Origin of the sequence: Thioclava sp. SK-1 (genome assembly GCF_001705665.1) — a bacterium.
Classification (GTDB): Bacteria; Pseudomonadota; Alphaproteobacteria; order Rhodobacterales; family Rhodobacteraceae; genus Thioclava.
The window spans coordinates 65,484-83,825 of the sequence record NZ_MDHA01000042.1; the positions used below are offsets into that span (position 1 = coordinate 65,484).

At 55.3% G+C, this 18,342-nt stretch carries 19 protein-coding genes; 15 read left to right on the forward strand and 4 right to left on the reverse strand.

Going from position 1 to position 18,342, the window contains the following annotated elements; genetic code table 11:
- Positions 1-92 precede the first annotated feature (92 nt).
- The 9 genes from hrcA (at position 93) to BFP70_RS21020 (ending at position 7,938) form a co-directional block, all read left to right on the forward strand.
- Entirely contained in the window at positions 93-1,154 is a 1,062-nt protein-coding gene (gene hrcA, locus BFP70_RS09730; RefSeq protein ID WP_066011346.1) for a heat-inducible transcriptional repressor HrcA, read from the forward strand.
- A 5-nt stretch (positions 1,155-1,159) separates the two neighbouring features.
- Positions 1,160-1,711 (forward strand): nucleotide exchange factor GrpE, encoded by a 552-nt coding sequence (locus BFP70_RS09735; RefSeq protein WP_066011353.1) that lies wholly within the window; start codon positions 1,160-1,162, stop codon positions 1,709-1,711.
- A gap of 374 nt (positions 1,712-2,085) precedes the next feature.
- Positions 2,086-3,204 carry a glycoside hydrolase family 105 protein gene (locus BFP70_RS09740; RefSeq protein ID WP_066011355.1) on the forward strand — a complete coding sequence of 373 codons (1,119 nt, stop codon included), beginning with the start codon at positions 2,086-2,088 and terminating at the stop codon, positions 3,202-3,204.
- Positions 3,205-3,227: 23 nt separating this feature from the next.
- A complete protein-coding gene (locus BFP70_RS09745; RefSeq protein ID WP_066011357.1) occupies positions 3,228-4,208 on the forward strand; it encodes a TRAP transporter substrate-binding protein in 981 nt (326 codons plus the stop codon).
- Between the two features lie 23 nt (positions 4,209-4,231).
- Positions 4,232-4,717, forward strand: coding sequence for a TRAP transporter small permease (locus BFP70_RS09750; protein ID WP_218059668.1), 486 nt, complete (start codon positions 4,232-4,234; stop codon positions 4,715-4,717).
- 2 nt (positions 4,718-4,719) lie between these two features.
- The gene (locus BFP70_RS09755; protein WP_066011361.1) at positions 4,720-6,018 is read left to right on the forward strand and encodes a TRAP transporter large permease; all 1,299 of its coding nucleotides are present in this window, start codon (positions 4,720-4,722) and stop codon (positions 6,016-6,018) included.
- 35 nt (positions 6,019-6,053) lie between these two features.
- Positions 6,054-6,878 (forward strand): 5-dehydro-4-deoxy-D-glucuronate isomerase, encoded by an 825-nt coding sequence (gene kduI, locus BFP70_RS09760; protein WP_066011362.1) that lies wholly within the window; start codon positions 6,054-6,056, stop codon positions 6,876-6,878.
- Entirely contained in the window at positions 6,878-7,621 is a 744-nt protein-coding gene (gene kduD / locus BFP70_RS09765; protein ID WP_066011363.1) for a 2-dehydro-3-deoxy-D-gluconate 5-dehydrogenase KduD, read from the forward strand. The genes kduI and kduD overlap by 1 nt, the downstream gene beginning before the upstream one ends.
- A gap of 167 nt (positions 7,622-7,788) precedes the next feature.
- Positions 7,789-7,938, forward strand: coding sequence for a hypothetical protein (locus BFP70_RS21020; protein ID WP_176715538.1), 150 nt, complete (start codon positions 7,789-7,791; stop codon positions 7,936-7,938).
- Here the strand turns inward: BFP70_RS21020 and BFP70_RS09770 are convergent.
- A complete protein-coding gene (locus BFP70_RS09770) occupies positions 7,920-8,840 on the reverse strand; it encodes a rhodanese-related sulfurtransferase (protein ID WP_066011364.1) in 921 nt (306 codons plus the stop codon). The two genes, BFP70_RS21020 and BFP70_RS09770, sit on opposite strands and share 19 nt — an antisense overlap.
- Before the next feature lie 109 nt (positions 8,841-8,949).
- Here BFP70_RS09770 and pncA point away from each other — a divergent pair, with 109 nt between their 5' ends.
- Positions 8,950-9,549 carry a bifunctional nicotinamidase/pyrazinamidase gene (pncA, locus tag BFP70_RS09775; protein ID WP_066011370.1) on the forward strand — a complete coding sequence of 200 codons (600 nt, stop codon included), beginning with the start codon at positions 8,950-8,952 and terminating at the stop codon, positions 9,547-9,549.
- Here pncA and BFP70_RS09780 read toward each other — a convergent pair.
- A complete protein-coding gene (locus tag BFP70_RS09780; protein ID WP_066011377.1) occupies positions 9,546-10,097 on the reverse strand; it encodes a hypothetical protein in 552 nt (183 codons plus the stop codon). The genes pncA and BFP70_RS09780 overlap by 4 nt on opposite strands.
- A 91-nt stretch (positions 10,098-10,188) precedes the next feature.
- On the opposite strand from BFP70_RS09780, the gene pncB reads away from it, so the two are divergent.
- Together pncB and BFP70_RS09790 are read left to right on the forward strand one after the other, a co-directional pair.
- A complete protein-coding gene (pncB, locus tag BFP70_RS09785; RefSeq protein WP_066011378.1) occupies positions 10,189-11,496 on the forward strand; it encodes a nicotinate phosphoribosyltransferase in 1,308 nt (435 codons plus the stop codon).
- 134 nt (positions 11,497-11,630) lie between these two features.
- The gene (locus BFP70_RS09790) at positions 11,631-13,436 is read left to right on the forward strand and encodes an ABC transporter ATP-binding protein (RefSeq protein WP_083217433.1); all 1,806 of its coding nucleotides are present in this window, start codon (positions 11,631-11,633) and stop codon (positions 13,434-13,436) included.
- A gap of 4 nt (positions 13,437-13,440) precedes the next feature.
- On the opposite strand, the gene BFP70_RS09795 is transcribed toward BFP70_RS09790, so the two are convergent.
- Together BFP70_RS09795 and BFP70_RS09800 are read right to left on the reverse strand one after the other, a co-directional pair.
- Positions 13,441-14,724 (reverse strand): HlyD family type I secretion periplasmic adaptor subunit, encoded by a 1,284-nt coding sequence (locus tag BFP70_RS09795; protein ID WP_066011380.1) that lies wholly within the window; start codon positions 14,722-14,724, stop codon positions 13,441-13,443.
- Positions 14,721-16,457: a type I secretion system permease/ATPase gene (locus BFP70_RS09800; RefSeq protein ID WP_066011383.1), complete on the reverse strand. Its 1,737-nt coding sequence runs from the start codon at positions 16,455-16,457 to the stop codon at positions 14,721-14,723. Before BFP70_RS09800 ends, BFP70_RS09795 begins: the two co-directional genes overlap by 4 nt.
- Positions 16,458-16,820: 363 nt before the next feature.
- Here BFP70_RS09800 and BFP70_RS09805 point away from each other — a divergent pair, with 363 nt between their 5' ends.
- From BFP70_RS09805 to BFP70_RS09815, 3 genes are read left to right on the forward strand one after another with little or no spacing between them, the layout of a single operon-like run.
- Positions 16,821-17,522, forward strand: a complete 702-nt coding sequence (locus BFP70_RS09805) for a MotA/TolQ/ExbB proton channel family protein (protein WP_066011385.1) — start codon at positions 16,821-16,823, stop codon at positions 17,520-17,522.
- Positions 17,523-17,525: 3 nt separating this feature from the next.
- Positions 17,526-17,906 (forward strand): biopolymer transporter ExbD, encoded by a 381-nt coding sequence (locus tag BFP70_RS09810; protein WP_176715539.1) that lies wholly within the window; start codon positions 17,526-17,528, stop codon positions 17,904-17,906.
- A 7-nt stretch (positions 17,907-17,913) separates the two neighbouring features.
- Entirely contained in the window at positions 17,914-18,342 is a 429-nt protein-coding gene (locus tag BFP70_RS09815; protein ID WP_066011393.1) for a biopolymer transporter ExbD, read from the forward strand.

Below are 18,342 nucleotides of genomic sequence, written 5' to 3' on the forward strand. Positions count from 1 at the left end.
TACGCATGATGCAAGCCCCACCGTGGCGAAGAACGGTGGATTGACGCGGCAGTTGGCGCAGACTTTACTGCGCATACCATATGGGCAGCGACATGAGCGAACAGACGAAGATTATGACAGATTTGAACGATCGGTCGCGCGAAGTTTTTCGGCGTGTGGTTGAAGGCTATCTTGAAACGGGCGATCCCGTTGGGTCACGCACGCTGACCCGGATGATGAGCGAGAAGCTGTCGGCCGCGACGATCCGTAATGTGATGAACGATCTTGAATATATGGGGCTGTTGGACAGTCCGCATGTCTCGGCAGGGCGCATCCCAACGCAGCAGGGGCTGCGGATGTTTGTGGATGGCTTCATGGAGGTGGGTCAGCTTGGCGCTGATGATCGTGCCGCATTGGATGCCACAATGGGGAGCAGCGATCCCAATGTCGGATCATTGATGGATCGGGTTGGTTCTGCCTTATCTGGAATTACCCATGGGGCGTCTTTGGTTCTAACCCCAAAGCACGAAGCGCCGATCAAACATATTGAATTTGTGGCGCTTGGGGCGGAACGGGCCTTGGTGGTTTTGGTGTTTGCGGATGGACAGGTTGAAAACCGGGTGTTTCAGCCGCCACCGGGGCAAACCCCATCCTCCATGCGCGAGGCAGCGAATTTCATCAACGCACTGGCCGAGGGCCGCACGTTGAGCGAATTGCGTGAGGTGATTTCGCGTGAAATCGGCGCCCGGCGCGCCGAGCTGGACACGCTTGCGGCTGATATGGTGGAGCAGGGTTTGGCGGAGTGGGAGGATAAAGGCACCGCCTATGAACGGTTGATTGTCCGGGGGCGTTCGAATCTTTTGGCCGAACCGCAGGACCTGGAACGCATTCGTGACCTGTTCGACGAGCTGGAGCGCAAACGAGATATCGCAGAATTTCTGAACCTGACACAAGATGGCGATGGTGTGCGCATTTTTATTGGGTCTGAGAACAAGCTTTTTTCACTTTCGGGTTCCTCTCTGGTCGTCTCTCCCTATATGAACGCTGACCGGAAGATCATCGGTGCAATCGGAGTTATCGGTCCAACACGGCTGAACTACGGGCGCATCGTTCCGATAGTGGATTATACAGCGCAACTGGTCGGCCGGATGCTGTCCGGGCAGGGCAAAGGATGAAACGCATGAGCGAAAAGAAAGACGATATGGCCGACGATCAGGTCCATCTTGACGAGACATTTGAGGACATCATGATTGATGGTGCCCCTGATGAATTGGAAACACTTCGCGCAGAACGTGATGATTTGCGTGACAAATGGATGCGCGCGTTGGCAGATGCCGAAAACTCGCGCAAGCGGGCCGATAAAGATCGTCGTGACGCAGAAAACTATGGCGGTTCGCGTTTGGCGCGCGACATGTTGCCGGTCTATGACAACATGAAACGAGCGCTGGAAGCGATGACGGAAGAATTCCGGGCCCAGGCCGCGGCCTTGGCTGAGGGTGTGGAATTGACCCAGCGCGAGCTGGTGCATGTGTTTGAAAAACACGGCATTCACAAGATTGCGCCGGCTGTTGGGGATAAATTCGATCCATCGCATCACGAAGCGATGTTCGAGGCGCCCGTGCCCGGCACGGTTGCTGGGGACATCATTCAGGTTATGGATGAAGGGTTCATGTTACATGACCGTCTGCTTCGCCCCGCGAAAGTCGGCGTCAGCTCGATGCCCAAGAGCTAAGCTCAGGTAAAAGACGACCTGAGACTGCAAGACACTTGCTGGTAGGGGCTTCGGCCCCTGCCTATGGCACATCAGATCCGCCTTTGGTGAAATGGCCAGGGCATGGCCGCGATGCGCCCATAGATCCATTGCCTTCGCACCGCGATGTCGATCCCATCATCTGCTAAAAATTTCGCATTACATGAAACCTGCTTCGGCGGGTATTTCGCATTTCTTGCTGCTGCGTGTCGAATCATTTTACGAAAAAACACCATGATTTTCAGATAGATATAGATTTTTTAAATTTTTCTTGCTCAAGCAGAGATCCTATGGTTTCTTAAAAATGAAACATCGTTCTGAAAAAATAATATCGATGTTCCAATGGGAGGAAATTGATGCATCCGTTACTGCGGGAAGAAGACCGATTCATTTCACGCGCTGATCTTTGTGGGCTGATTGACCGTCTGACGGATAATTTGATCCATATCGAAGATACCACAGGCGAATTTATCCTGCGTTTGGAAGATGGCCGTGAAATCGACACCAAAGGCTGGGCCGGTTGGGAGTGGACCCACGGCATTGGCCTTTACGGATTGTTGAAATATTGGCAGTTGACCGGAAATGTGCAGGCAATGGAGATCATTCGTGATTGGTTTCGCGACAGGATCGCCGCAGGTGTGCCGACGAAAAATATCAACACTGTTGCGCCATTTCTGACCGCCGCGCATTTGTATGAAATGGATCGGGATCCTACCTGGCTGCCTTATCTTGATCGTTGGGCAGAATGGGTGATGCATGAAATGCCCAAAACGCGGGACGGCGGTTTACAGCATATCGTGTATAACTCGGTCAACCATCAGCAAATGTGGGATGACACATTGATGATGAGCGTTCTTCCCCTTGCCAAAATTGGTTTGGTGCTGAACCGCCCCGAATATGTGGAAGAGGCGAAATACCAATTTCTGATCCATGCCCAGTATTTGGCGGATACTGAAACCGGGTTGTGGTTCCACGGCTGGAGCTTCGACGGGAACCACAATTTCGCCAAGGCGCTTTGGGCGCGCGGCAATAGCTGGATTACCATTGTCATTCCCGAATTCATCGAACTGTTGGATCTGAAACCAGATAATCCAGTGCGCCGCCATCTGATTGCGCTGTTGAACCGGCAGGCACAGGCGCTGGCACAATGTCAGGATGACAGCGGCTTATGGCACACGCTTTTGAACGATCCTGACAGTTATTTGGAAAGCTCGGCTGCGGCTGGGTTTGCCTATGGGCTGATGAAAGGCGTGCGCAAACGCTATTTAGATCCGTCATACGGACCTATTGCAGAGCGCGCGATCCGCGGTGTGATTGATCGCATTACCCCACAAGGAGAGCTGCTGGACGTGTCCTTCGGCACGGCGATGGGCAGCGATCTTGACTATTATCGGCAGATCCCGCGCACGTCGATGCCCTATGGGCAGGCGATGGCAATGTTCGCGCTGACGGAGCTGCTCAACGATTACATCTGATTGGTTCTTAGGGAGGAGACACCATGACAAAACTGGCATTTACAACGGCGATGTCACTGCTGGCGATGGCTGCCACAACACAGGCTGAGACATTGCGCTTTGCCTATGCGCAGAATGCGACGCCTACGGTGGAGGCGATGCAAAAATTCGGAGAGCTGGTCGCAGAAAAGACCAATGGTGCCGTAACAGTGACGTTTTTTCCCGATGGGCAGCTGGGCGGCGAACGCGAACTGGTTGAAATGGTTCAGGGCGGTTTGCTGGACATGACCAAGGTCTCTGGCGGGTTGATGGAAAGCTTCTCACCAATTTATGGCGTGTTCTCGATGCCCTATCTTTTCAATGACGAGGCGCATTTCTACGCCGCGATGGATACGCCTGCGGTTGTTGACCCGATTTACAGCTCTACCGAAGGGTCGGGCATGGTCGCGCTGACATACTATAATTCCGGGGCCCGGTCATTTTATACTAAGGATAAGCCGATCATGTCGGTGGAGGATCTGAAGGGCCTGAAAATTCGGGTGCTGCAATCGCCAACGCTCATCACGATGGTTGAAATGTTGGGCGCGGCCCCAATCGCCATGTCACAGGCAGAGGTCTACACCTCTATCCAACAAGGCGTGCTGGACGGCGCGGAAAACAATGAATTTGCGATCACCATTGCCCGGCATGGTGAGGTTGCAAAGGAATATTCCTATGACATGCATTCGCGCATCCCGGATGTGGTTCTGATTTCAACCGCAACGCTGAACCGACTGTCCGAGGAATATCGCGCCGCCGTGCAAGAGGCTGCACGCGAAAGCACGGAGTTTCATAAGGGTGTTTGGGGTGCGTCGGTAGAGGCGGCACGCAAACAATCCGAAGACGATTTCGGCGTCACCTTCCATTACCCCGATGTTGCGCAATTCCAAGCGGCGGTGGCGCCGATGTATGACGCGCTGAAAGACGAGCCAGAAAAATACGCGATCTTTGAAGCGATCCGCGATGTTGCAGGATCGCAGATGTGATGGGTGTGCGGCGCTGCCTTGATATGGCTGTTGGCGGGGCCTGTGCGCTGTTGCTTGTGGCCATGGTATGTGTCCTTAGCTGGCAGGTGATCAGCCGCTATGTGCTGGGGGCTCCATCTACATTTTCAGAAGAAGTGCTGCGTTTCGGTGTGATCTGGTTGTCCCTTTTGGGGGCAGCCTATGCCACAGGTGCGGGCACACATATGACCATCGACCTGCTGCGCGAGCTTTCGAGCGGCTGGAAACGCCGTATGTTAGAGACGTTTGTGCCAATTTCACTGATCTTGTTCGCGGGGTTTGTGCTGGTCCTGGGCGGGGTGCGCGGCGTGCAGATTGCCGGGGTGCAAACCAGCCCGGTGCTGGGTATCCCGATGAAGCTGATCTATGCCAGCCTGCCGACCTCTGGCGTGCTGATCATAGGGTATAGCCTGCTGAACCTGATCGATATTTTACGTCAAAAATGCACGCAGCCAGATGCGGTCGCGCGCGCCTTGGCTTTGGGGGAGTAGCAATGGCAACGACCGCTAGTTTTGTTTTATTGGGTGTGTTCGGCACATTGGCAATGCTTGGCCTGCCCTTGGCTGTTGCGATTGTCGCGGCGGCCTTGGCGGCGGTTGCGCTTGTCGCGCCGCTGGATATGGCGCTGTTTACCGCTGCGCAGAAAATGATGGCCAGCCTGGACAGTTTCTCATTACTGGCGGTGCCGTTTTTCATCCTGTCCGGAGTGATCATGAACTCTGGCGGAATTGCGGTGAAATTGGTGAATTTTGCCAAGCTGATCGTCGGGCGGGTGCCGGGATCATTGGCGCAAACGAATATCGCCGGGAATATGTTATTTGGCTGTATTTCGGGCTCTGCTATTGCGGCCTCCACCTCTATCGGTGGCGTTTTGGTGCCGATGCAGGTGCGCGATGGCTATGATAAAGATTTCGCCGCAGCTGTGAATATCGCATCGGCGCCCACCGGGATGCTGATACCGCCCACAACGGCGTTTATCATTTATTCCTTGGTCTCTGGTGGAACCTCTATCGCCGCGCTTTTTGTGGCGGGCGCGGTGGCGGGTACGCTTTGGGGTCTGGGAATGATGCTGATTGTGGGCCTTGTCGCGTGGCGGCGCGGCTATCCGTTGGCGCCGCGCGTAGGGCTGCCGGACGCGCTGCGCATCACACTAGAGGCCATCCCGGCATTGATGTTGGTGGTGATTGTGATCGGCGGAATTGTCGGTGGGATTTTCACTGCGGTTGAGGCCTCTGGCATCGCCGTCATCTATACGCTAATTTTGGCATTTGGTGTCTATCGCACCGCACCTTTGCGCGATTTGCCGGGTTTTTTCGTTGAAACCGCAAAGGTGACCGGGGCGATCATGCTGCTTTTGGCGGCCTCTGCCGCGCTAAGCTTTGCGATGGCGTTTACGGGCATTCCAGCGGCGATCACCAGCCTTATCCTTGGGCTGTCCGACAATCCTATTGTGGTGTTGATCATCATAAACCTGGTGCTTTTAGTGGTGGGTTGTTTCATGGATATCGGTCCTGCCATTCTGATTTTCACACCGATTTTGCTGCCGATTGCGCAGAAGATTGGTGTCGATCCTGTGCAATTCGGTGTGATCTTGGTGTTCAATCTGGCGATTGGCACCATCACGCCGCCCGTCGGCACTGGCCTGTTTGTTGGTGCCTCTGTCGCGAAAATCCGGGTCGAGTTGGCGATCCGGGCGCTTGCGCCATTTTACCTCCTCCTCGTTGGATTGCTGCTGGTGGTCACCTACTGGCCCGCGCTGACGATGACCTTGCCCCGCCTCTTTGGCCTATAGGCCGGGGCTGCTGACATATGACTGAAAGGACGATTATGTTAACCGTAGAAACACGTCACGCCATCCATCCTGCCCATGCAAAGACGATGGATACCGCCGCATTGCGCGATAATTTCCTAACTGAAGGCATGTTTGCCGATGGTGAAATCCGTTTGGTCTACACGCATTATGACCGGTTCGTGATGGGCGGCGCCGTGCCCGGGGCAAAGACGCTTGTGCTGGATGTTGTGGATGAAACCAAAACGCCCAGCTTCCTTGATCGTCGCGAAATGGGGATCGTGAATATTGGTGATACCGGCATGGTTTCGGCCGATGGCGAGACATATACACTGAATAGCGGGGATGTGCTGTATCTTGGAATGGGCACAGGTGCGGTCAGTTTTTCGGGTGCGGGACGGTTCTATATTACCTCTGCACCGGCCCATGCGAAATTTCCGAATAAGCTTGTGACTCTGGCCGATTGCGTTGAGGTCAAAATGGGCGATGTCGAAAATTCAAACAAGCGCACGATCAAACAGTTCATTCACCCCAATGTCATGGAAAGCTGCCAGCTGATCCTTGGCTATACGTCGCTTGAAGATGGCTCGGTCTGGAACACAATCCCCAGCCACATCCATGACCGTCGAATGGAAGCCTATCTGTATTGGGGTATGGATGATGCCAGCCGGGTCTTGCATCTGATGGGAGAGCCAACAGAAACCCGCCACTTGATGATTGCAAATGAAGAGGGGGCGATTTCGCCGCCATGGTCGATCCACTCGGGCGCAGGCATCGGAAAATACACCTTTATCTGGGCGATGGCGGGCGACAACGTCGATTATACAGATATGGACTTTATCCAACCGGAGGATTTGCGCTGATGTCCGGGATCTTTGATCTAAGCGGTCAACGGGCGCTGGTTACAGGGGCGAATACCGGGATTGGCCAGGCGATTGCGCTGTCGCTGGCCGCGCAGGGCGCCTTTGTGACCTGTGCCGGGCGACGGGCCTGTGATGAAACCGTGTCGATGATCACCGATGCACGGGGCAATGCCGATTCCCTTCTGCTGGATTTTTCCGATCCGATGGCAGCAAAAAATGTTTTCGCCGGGGCAGGTTACAGTCTGTTGGTAAATAACGCCGGCATCATCCGCCGCAATGATAGTGTTGATTTTACCGAAGACGATTGGGACGCGGTGATGGATGTAAACGCCAAGGCCTTGTTCTTCACCTGCCAGGCCTTCGGCAAAGAGCTGATTGCCAAGGGCGCACCGGGTGCGGTGGTGAATATTGCATCGTTGTTGTCATTTCAGGGCGGCATTCGGGTGCCCAGTTACACGGCATCGAAACACGGTGTGGCCGGGATCACTAAGATCCTGGCCAATGAATGGGCACCCCATAACATTACGGTCAACGCGATTGCGCCGGGATATATCGCAACCAATAACACCGAAGCTTTGCGAAATGACCCAGACCGCGCCAAGGCGATTTTGGATCGGATTCCGGCCGGGCGTTGGGGCGATCCCGAAGATATTGGTGGCACAGCCGCCTATCTGTGTTCGCGTGCTGCAAAATATGTCACGGGGGCTGTGTTGAACGTTGATGGCGGCTGGTTGGCACGCTGATCGCATTTTTGGGCGGGTGGATATATCATTCGCCCAAACCACCGCGCCCAACGCTATGCGTTTTTTGCAAGACAGGGATGTGAACTGATCATTCCATAAACCTTGCCTGTATGGATCTGTCGCACCATATTAAAACTGAACATATCAGTTCAATATGGAGAGACGATATGAAACGGACCTTCGCAGCCGCTGTGATCCTGGCGCTTTGGGCCAGTGCGTCACTGGCCTTTGACGTTGATATGCCACGGTTGGAATTTGGTGCCTTGGCACCATCTGTCGTGCAGACAGCCGGCGCGGCTCAGTCGTGTGGGGACTGATCGGACCCGATGTGCCGTTCTCCGCGGGCGCGGGCCAGCTGGATTTGTTGCTGACGTTCGCGAAAACGACCACGATCTTCGTCACTGAATTCATTGATGCAGCGGTGACAGCTCACACCGGGTTCATAGCCGGGCTTGGCTTTGCCGTCTTCAGATAGCGGCCGACGGCAGGCGTGGCACAGATCATAGCTGCCCTCTTGCAACCCATGTGTCAGGCTGACGCGACCATCAAAGACAAAGCATTCACCCTCCCACATGCTGGTATCCTGCGGCACCTCTTCTAAATATTTCAAGATGCCACCTTTCAGGTGATACACATCTTCAACGCCCTGACCAATCAGGTAATTCGTTGATTTTTCACATCGAATTCCGCCGGTGCAGAACATGGCGACCCGTTTGTTGTGAAACCGCTCCTTGTTCTTTTGCCACCATTCGGGGAAATCGCGGAAGGACTCCGTCTTGGGGTCCACTGCGCCCTTAAATGTGCCGATCTCCACCTCATAATCATTGCGGGTGTCGATGACGACAACATCGGGGGCCGAGATCAGCTCATTCCAATCTTGTGCTTCGATGTAATGGCCAACGCTTGCAGTGGGATCGATATCGGGTTGTCCCATTGTCACGATCTCTTTTTTCAGACGTACTTTCATACGGTTGAACGGCATGTCGGTGGCCGTGCTTTCTTTCCATTCCAGCGTGGCACAGCCGGGCAGGGCACGGATGGCGGCAAGCACCGCGTCAATACCTGCACGTGGACCGGCAATTGTGCCGTTGATCCCTTCGCGTGCCAAAAGCAGCGTGCCTTTGACACCCTGCGCACAGGCAATCTGCGCGAGCGGCCCACGCAGCGCATCAGGGTCGTCAAAACATGTGAAATGATAGAGTGCAGCAACAGTATACATGGCCGATCCCTTACCCCTACAGCCCCCTGTCAGGCAAGCCCGATTGACCATGCACCACATAGGATTTACGCATTGAGGCACTGCCTCAGCCCACCGGAAGGATCCTGACATGTCGCAATCTGCCCTGATCGTTATTGATGTGCAAAATGATTTCTGCCCCGGCGGTGCGCTTGCGGTGGCCGATGGTGATGCGATTGTCGCGCCGATCAATGCGATGATGCAGGATTTCCCGGTTACGGTTCTGACCCAGGATTGGCATCCCGCCGATCATGCGTCTTTCGCGGATAATCATCCCGGTGCGTTGGCTTATGACCAGATTGATATGCCCTATGGTCCGCAAACCCTGTGGCCCGATCATTGTATCTGGGGATCCGACGGCGCCAAATTTCATCCTGCGCTGCATATTGATCCGGCAGATTTAATTCTGCGCAAAGGGTTTCGCCCGCATATCGACAGCTACAGCGCGTTTTTTGAAAACGATCATGAAACGCCAACCGGGTTGCGAGGATATTTGCAAGATCGCGACATTACTGACCTGACATTTGTCGGTCTGGCATTGGATTTTTGCGTGGCATGGTCTGCGATTGATGCCGCCAAATTGGGCTTTCGGGCCACTGTGGTGGAACAGGCCTGCCGGGCGATTGATCTGAACGGATCATTGGCCGCAGCGCGTCAGGCGATGCAAGAGGCTGGCGTGACACTGGCCTAATCGGGTGCCAATGCAAAGGTTGCTGCGCCATCAAAACCGCAGCGATCCATCGCCTTTAGATAAGCGGCAGTGAACCCGTTAAGCGAGAAGCTGTAATGGCCGTCTTTGCCCGGTGCGGTAAACTCCAGCAGCCCATTGCGGTGCATGGCGTGCAACATATTATCTGTGGCCGGGCCGTTGAACACCGCCCTGGCCCAGACCAGCCCTTCGTCATTCAGGCCCGATTGCGCAACGGTCGTGGTGCTGTCGCCATCGTCAAACACCGCCACGGCCTGATCATGATCACGATATAATGGCAGATAGTGACGCGGCGCGGTTTCCAAATATGTCACTGGCGGATTGACCGTGGGTGGACCTGCATCTTGTGATGTCAGCGACACAGAGACGGTTGGCATCCCGTCTCCACCCGTGCGTGCCGTGCATTCCAGCCAATCGTCATCGCCACTGGTTTGCGGAATAACAGATACGCGCCAATCGCGATAGGACCATGTTTCCTCGGCACCTGCCGGTGTTGCCATGGCTAAGGCCAAGATAATTGCGGCTTTCATCAGGTCCTCTTTTCGGCACAAATGGCGCCGCTCTCTTGCAATATACCCGCCAACCCTGCTTAAACCTAAGCAGTCATTGCGGAGATCCAGCATGGTCGACATTGCCACGCGCGTCTATAATCACAAATGGAAAATTGATCCGATTATTCGGTCATTGATTGATACCGATTTTTATAAACTGTTGATGTGTCAGTCTATTTTCAAAAACAACCCTGACACGGTGGTGCGGTTTTCCTTGATAAATCGGTCGAAAGATATCCGCATGGCGGATCTGATCGACGAAACCGAACTGCGTGAGCAGCTGGATTATGCGCGCAATCTGAAGCTGTCGCGCGGCGAAAGCACATGGATGCGCGGCAACATGTTCTATGGAAAACGGCAGATGTTTCGGTCGGATTTTATGGAATGGTTCGATAATTATCAGCTGCCGGCCTATGACCTACAGGTGAAGGACGGCCAATATGAGCTGACATTTGAAGGCAAATGGCATGAGGTCATGTTATGGGAAATCCCGGCCTTGGCGATCCTTATGGAATTACGGTCGCGGGCGGTATTGAACCGGATGCGGCGGTTTGAACTGCAGGTACTTTATGCCCGCGCGATGACCAAGATTTGGGAAAAAATCGAGCAGCTAAAAGGTCTTGAAGGGCTGAAGATAGCGGATTTTGGCACCCGGCGCCGGCATAGTTTCCTTTGGCAGGATTGGTGCGTTCAAGCGATGTTGGAGGGGCTGGGCGATGTCGCGGATGGCGGCGCGTTTACGGGCACCTCAAATTGTCTGGTTGCCATGCGCCGTGATATCGAAGCCGTGGGAACCAATGCCCATGAAATGCCGATGGTTTATGCCGCGCTGGCGCAGGACGATACGGCGTTGGCGCGTGCGCCCTACAAGGTTTTGGCGGATTGGCATGAAGAACATGAAGGCAATCTGCGTATCATCCTGCCCGACACCTACGGCACTGATGGTTTCTTGGAACATGCGCCGGAATGGCTGGCGGGGTGGACAGGGATCCGTATCGATTCCGGTGATCCGGTGCAGGCAGCCGAATCCGCGATCAAATGGTGGCAGGCCCATGGTGAAGACCCGCGGGAAAAGCTGGTGATTTTCTCCGACGGATTGGACGTGGCGCAGATCAAAGAGCTGCACGCGCGTTTTCACGGCCGGGTGAAATGCTCATTCGGGTGGGGCACATTGTTGACCAATGATTTCCGGGATCTGGCCCCCGATGGTGGGCTGGCGCCATTCAGCCTTGTGTGTAAAGCGGTGGCTGCAGATGGCAAACCCACAGTGAAACTGTCGGATAACCCAAATAAAGCAATGGGCCCAGCAGAGGAAATAGCGCGATATAAACGCGTCTTCGGGATCACCAATCAAACCCGCCAAGATGTGATCGTTTGAATAAGAAAGCCTGCGTCACATCCGCCCCGGTGCCATACGGCGTCCGGGCGGTTTTGGCGCTGCTTTATCAACACCGCGCTGGCTGATATGGTGGCGCTGGCCGCAGGCCCGCCCAATTTGAAAAGAGCGCTGATATGACCGAAACGCCGTCCCCGTCACCAGAACACGAGCCCGCCGGGCGGTTCGGCTGGCTGAAACAAAATGATCTGTGGAAACTGCTTAGCAGCGGCGTTCGAGAACAGTCGCGCTATTATGTAATTGCGATCATCGCGATGGTGGTTGTGGCGCTGACCTCGGCTGCGACGGCATGGGTGATGCAATCCATCATCGACACGATGGCACAGCCCGATAACACTGCTGCGGTTATGGGGGTTGCGGGTCTTGTGATCTTGATTTTTACAACCAAGGGCATCGCGAATTACGTGCAAAGCGTATTCATGAGTCGGGCGGGAAATCAAATCGTCGCCAATCAGCAGCTAAGCGTCTATCGCAAGCTGATGCGGCAGGGGGTTGCGTTTTACAACCTGAATGAATCTTCCAATTTGATGATGAAAATCACCACCGGCGCGGCCTCGGCGCGGGCGCTGATTGAAACCTTTGTCTCATCCTTGGCGCGTGACGCGTTGACATTGGTGGGGCTGGTTGCGGTGATGATTTACCAGCAACCGCTATTGTCGATGGTGTCGTTGATCTTTGGTCCGCTGGCGATTTTGGGCATTCGTCTGATCGTGCGCAAAGTGCGCGATATCATGGAGAAACAACTGGAATCCTCGGCGGAATTTATCAAGGCACTGCAAGAGACATCGCGCGGCATTCAAGTGATTAAAATCTTTTCGTTAGAAGATCAGATGAATGCGCGGATGGAACGCACGGTGCGCGAAATTCAGAAGCGGTCAAACAAAAGCGCGCGGTTAGAAGCAATTACGTCGCCGCTGATGGAATCGCTCTCGGGGTTTGCGATCGCCGGCGTTGTGGCGCTGTCCTCAGTGACGGTTCTGGGCGCAGAGGCCACGACACCCGGAAAGCTGATGTCATTCATCACCGCATTGTTGATGGCATATGAACCGGCCAAACGGCTGTCGCGCATGCGTATTTCGGTAGAGCGAAATATGGTCGGTGTGCGGATGTTGTTTGGTATTTTGAACCAACCCGATATGCTGACACAGTCCGAAAATGCCACGCCTTTGCAATCCGGCCCCGGGAAAGTTGTTCTGGATCAGGTCAGCTTTGCCTATCAAGATGACCGGCGCGTGCTGCGCGATGTGGATCTAACGTTTGAGGGCGGTAAGACCACCGCGTTGGTCGGGCAATCGGGCAGCGGTAAATCCACGGTTATGAATTTGGTGATGCGGATGTATGATCCGGTCAGCGGCAAGGTTACGATTGACGGTCAAGATATCTCAGAGGTGACCTTTGATACGCTGCGCGCGCGCATGTCTTATGTTGGGCAAGATACGTTCTTGTTCGGGACGACAGTGATGGAAAATTTGCGTATGTCGCGCCCAGATGCCAGCTATGAAGAGGTGATCGCTGCCGCGAAAGACGCCAATGCACATGAATTTATCATGGAACTTGCACATGGCTATCACACCGAGGTGGGCGAAAACGGCGGGTCTTTATCGGGCGGCCAACGTCAACGGCTGTCGATTGCGCGTGCAATGTTGCGAAACGCGGAAATCCTGCTGCTGGATGAGGCGACATCGGCGTTGGACGCGACCTCTGAAGCGTTGATCAAAGAGGCGCTGGACCGGATCACAAAGGACAAAACGACCATCGTGATTGCGCATCGGCTGTCGACCATTCTTAGCGCGGATCAGATTTATGTTCTGCAAGATGGTCATGTTGTGGAAGGTGGCTCGGCAGATGAATTGCTGGCCAAAGGCGGGGCGTTTAAGACCCTGTTTGACCAGCAATTTTCAAGCCGTCATCAGCGAAAATAGTGTCTTAGTCCTCGCGCAGAGCGTAGGAAAGATAGTCGGTCATCGGTTTCACCAAAATGGAGGCCGGGCTGCGTGAGCCTGTCTGGATAAAAGCCTCCAGTGGCATGCCCGGTTGCAGGCCCAAACCCAGCAGCTCTTGCCGCTCCCCTTCGGGAATTGCCAATTCTGCGGTGAAATATGTCGCCCCGGTCGCATCATCTGTGACAGTATCGGCTGAAACGGTGCGCACAGTGGCCGGGAAGCTGGGCGTTGTGCGCGAGTTGAAATTGGGGAAGCGCACCATCGCCTCTTGTCCAGAATGCACACGGTCAATTTGAATCGGGTCGATCTTGACAGAAAACACCAAAGGAACCTCTTGCGGAACGATAGAGACGACCGCACTTCCCGGGCTGACCACACCGCCAATCGTGTGGATTTGCAGCCCCAGAACCGTGCCTGACATCGGGGCGCGCAGCACCAAACGGCCAAGCCGCGTTTCGACCACCCGCAGGTTCTCGCGCAGCTCGGTTTCTTGTGGTTGCAGGCTGCGCAGTTCATTTTGCGCTTCTTCGCGCCGTTCGGCGGCAAGGCGCAGCGCCTCAATTTCAAATCCGGCGATCGCGCTTTTGGCTTCTGCGATTGACGCCTCAAGCGAGCCTAACTCACCTTCCAGTTCGGCAGCTTCGCGTTGCAATGCGGATACGCGCGAGAATTGCGTCAACCCCCGTTCAAACAACGATTGCTGATCTTTTAGCTCTGACACGATCAGATCTACCTGTGTTTGACGTGCGTGTTTTTGCCGTTCATAGCCCTGGATCAAGGAGCGCGATTGCACCTTTCGTTCGTCCAACTGCGACAACGTGCGGTCCAACGTGTCGCGCCGCGCGGTGAACAGGGCGCGTTCTTCGCGCATCAGGCTGGCGACTTTTGCGTCAGAGGCGGCGTCTTGCAGTTCTGGTCGATAGGTCAGCGGGGCGTCCAGAACCTCTGCCGTCAACCGATCCATCCGCGCCAGGGCCTCATATACCTGCCCTTGCAGCAAACCTTGCTGTGCTTCCAGCTCTGTCGGGTCCAATTTCAGCATTTGCTGGCCGGCCATCACGCTGTCGCCATCACGCACATCAATTTCAGAAATAATTCCGCCATCAGGGTGCTGAATAGTTTGGTGGCGTGCTTCGACCTGAACCGTGCCGGGGGCGACGACGGCACCGTTGATCTCGGTCACGACAGCCCAAGCGGAAAACCCGCCCAGTGCCAGAACGATGACAATAATGCCCATGATGACGTGACGGGTTGGGGACCAGTTCATACTGCGCCTGCCTTTCCGCGTGCCGCAGCCACCACATTCGCAGGTTGGCGCAGTCGTTCCAGAACCTCATCTCGCGGACCAAAGGCGCGCGGTGCGCCGCTTTCGATCAGCAGCACTTTATTACATTCGGCCAAGGCGGACGGGCGGTGTGACATGACAAAAACCAGTTTTCCAACTTTGCGCGCGTTGCTGATTGCGGTGTTTAGCGCACGCACACCGACATCATCCAGCGCGGCATTGGGTTCATCCAGTACCAAAACGACAGGATCGCCGAAGAATGCGCGGGCCAGGCCGATCCGCTGGCGTTGTCCGCCGGACAGTTCGCTTCCGCCATCGCTAAGCTGTGTGTCGTAGCCATTGGGCAGGCTAAGGATAAGATCATGTGCGGCGGCCAAACGTGCGGCGGCCACAGTGCTTTCGGGGTTAGCATCAGGTTGAAACCGCGCAATATTTTCAGCGACAGTGCCCGCGAATAGCATCACGTCTTGCGGCAGATATCCCATCAGTTTGCCCAGACGATCCGGGTCATATTGGTCAATCTTGGCACCGCCAAGACGGATTTCACCACGTGCAATGGGCCACAGGCCGACCATCGCGCGGGCCAAAGTGGATTTCCCTGACGCCGAGGGGCCGATCACCGCAATCGCATCGCCGGGCAGTGCGGTGAATGTGGCCCTCTGCAGCGTTGGTGCCTTTGCCCCGGGCGGAACGACGATCACGTCTTGCAGCTCTAACTTCGGTTCGGGACGGGGCAGTTCCATCGGAGGGTCGGTCTCCGGTACCATCGACAGTAGCTCATTCAGCCGTGATTTTGCGATCCAGGCGCGTTGCAAAACGGCCCATTGCCCTACGGTTTGCTCTACAGGCGCCAGGGCGCGGCCCAACAGAATGGATCCGGCGATCATTGCGCCAGCGGTCAGCTGTTCTTGTAGAACCAACCACGCGCCAAGGGCCAGCATGGCCGATTGAACCAGCATGCGGAATGCTTTTGTCCCTGTGGTGAATGCGCCGCCACGGTCAGATGCGGCCATTTGCGAACCAAGCGCGGAATCGCGGGCTGTTTTCCAACGCTCCGACAGTTCCTTTCGCATCCCCAAGCCACGCAAAGTGTCGATTTCGCGTCGCATGACCGCCCCACGCATATCTGCTTCGCCCGCGAATCGCTGTGAGTCCCCTTGGGTTTTGCGGGTGGCCATCTGGTTAAGGATGGCCAGGATTGCCACGATCAAAGCCGCGCCCACGGCAAACCATCCCATCCAGATATTGAACATAAATAGAATCGCCAAAAACAGCGGGGTCCAAGGTAGGTCCAGCACCGCGCCCAAGGAAGGCGACAAGAATGGCGCTTGCAGATGATTCAATGCGGCCAATGCTGCGGCTGGGCGTTTGCGTGCGTCGGGGTTTTCTGCCTCAATCAAGGATGCAGACAGCACCCGGCGATCCAGTCCTTGCTGCAACCGCGCGCCGATCCGTGCCAAAACCCTGCCGCGAACATGGTCTAAAATGCCCATCGTCAGGAATAAAAATACAACGATTCCAAATAGAACAAATAATGTGGAGCTGGATCCGCTTCCCAATACCCGATCATAGACCTGAAGCATGAACAGCGGTCCCGTCAACATTAATAGATTAATCGCAGCAGAGAATAAGGCGACAGCTGCGAGCGCCCCGCCGGATCTGCCCAATGCTTTGCGAAGTTCTTTTGCGCCTGCATTTTTGCCTTTTTGCGCCATTTCTATGCTCTCTCTATTCAATTCAGACGGGCTGGACCGTTTCCATGCGTCCTATCAAGGCAGCACGGCTGAAATATGACGATCAAAATGCGCCCTAGCCGGACGATGGGGTGATGGGCTGTGCGCAAAGCGGAACACGTTAAATTGAACCGCCGTGCGCCCTTACGTGCACAGCTGGGTGAGGGAACCAAGTGTTCACAAAGATTATCACAGGCGCGCGTTTCGGCAACCGGTGCAAGCTGCCGTTTTACTGCGCATTGTCTTCGCTTTGGTAAGGATTTCTACATTTCACGGGTTAGTTGGTTGACAAAAATACTCAACTTATATTGTTGATAGAAATACTCTGAAAAAACGGAGCCAATTATGGAACCCGAAGTATTGCCCGAAAATGCCGCCGCAGGCCTGCAAAAAATGCAGGAATTCTTAATTATGGGCGGGCCCGCGATTTGGGCAATTGCTGCCCTGTCCGTGATAACCCTTACCCTTATCCTTTGGAAAATCTGGCGATTGCTCCGGTTTGGGGCGTGGTCGGGCGGCCAAAGCAGTCAGCGCGCGGTGGATCAATGGCAGGCCGGTGACCGAAAGGCCGCGATGACGGCGCTTAAACGGCGCCGCAGCCTGCGTGCCCGTTTGGCGCTGGCCGCGATGGAAGCCTGCGCCAATCCGACCCTAACTGAAGCAGACGCGAAAGATGAAACGGGCCGAACGGCGCGGGCGCTTTTGACAAAGGCACGCGGCGGTTTGCGTGGGCTGGAACTGGCCGCGACCATTGGTCCGCTGGTGGGTCTGTTGGGAACAGTGACGGGTATGATCTCGGCGTTCCAGGCGCTGCAGGAGGCAGGCGCACGCGCAGACCCATCTGTGTTGGCAGGTGGTATTTGGGAAGCGTTGTTGACCACCGCAGCAGGCATGGCGGTTGCGATCCCTGCACAGATAGCGCTGACATGGTTTGAATCGGTGGTCGATACGCTGCGCCACGATATGGAGGATATGGCGACGCGCATCTTTGTGGCCAATGACAGTGCGAAAGACCATCCTGCCCAAACGCTGGCCGCTGCGGAGTAACTGATGTTCGATTTCGCACCGGACCGCGTTCGCAAGGGGCCAGACCTGACCCCGATGATCGATGTGGTCTTTTTGCTGCTGGTGTTTTTCATGCTGGCGTCGCGGTTTTCGACCGATGTGGTGATGCCGCTTGCGGCGTCGACGGGGCAGGCAGGCGAGTGGACAGGCCCGCCACGTTTGATTGACGTGGATCCGGGCGGTGTTTTGCGCCTGAATGGCGGCGAAGTCACGATGGATATGTTGCTGAGCGAATTATCACGCATGACCGAGGCACCGACGGATGCAATCATCCTGCGGGCCAAAGAAGCCCCGTTGCAAGACCTTGTGTCGGTGATGAATGACCTTGGCGCCGCCGGGTATTCACGCCTTATTTTGGTAGAATAGGCCCGATATGCAGTTTTCTTCGCCACCGCGCAAAGCCAATTCCGCGTCGCTTTTGCCGATGATCAACGTGGTGTTCTTGTTGTTGATCTTCTTTTTGATCTCGGCACAGATTTCGCCGCCAGAACCTTTCCCGACAGAGCCACCTGAATCACAGGCCGAAACGGAGGCCGATGGAACGTTTACCATTTTTCTATCGGCAGAAGGCGCTTTTGGCTTCCGCGATATTACGGCTCAGGAACCAGAGGATGTGATCGCCGCGCTGGAGGCTGCCAAGGCGGAGTATTGTCTGACAGAGGAGTGTGAGGCCGAGCCGCCGAAACTGTTGTTGCGTGCTGATAAGGCCGTGCCAGCTGCGCGTTTGGCGGCGGTGTTGCCGAAGTTGGGTGCGGCAGGTTTTGCCAAGGTTGATCTTGTGACCGCGATGGGAGGACACTGA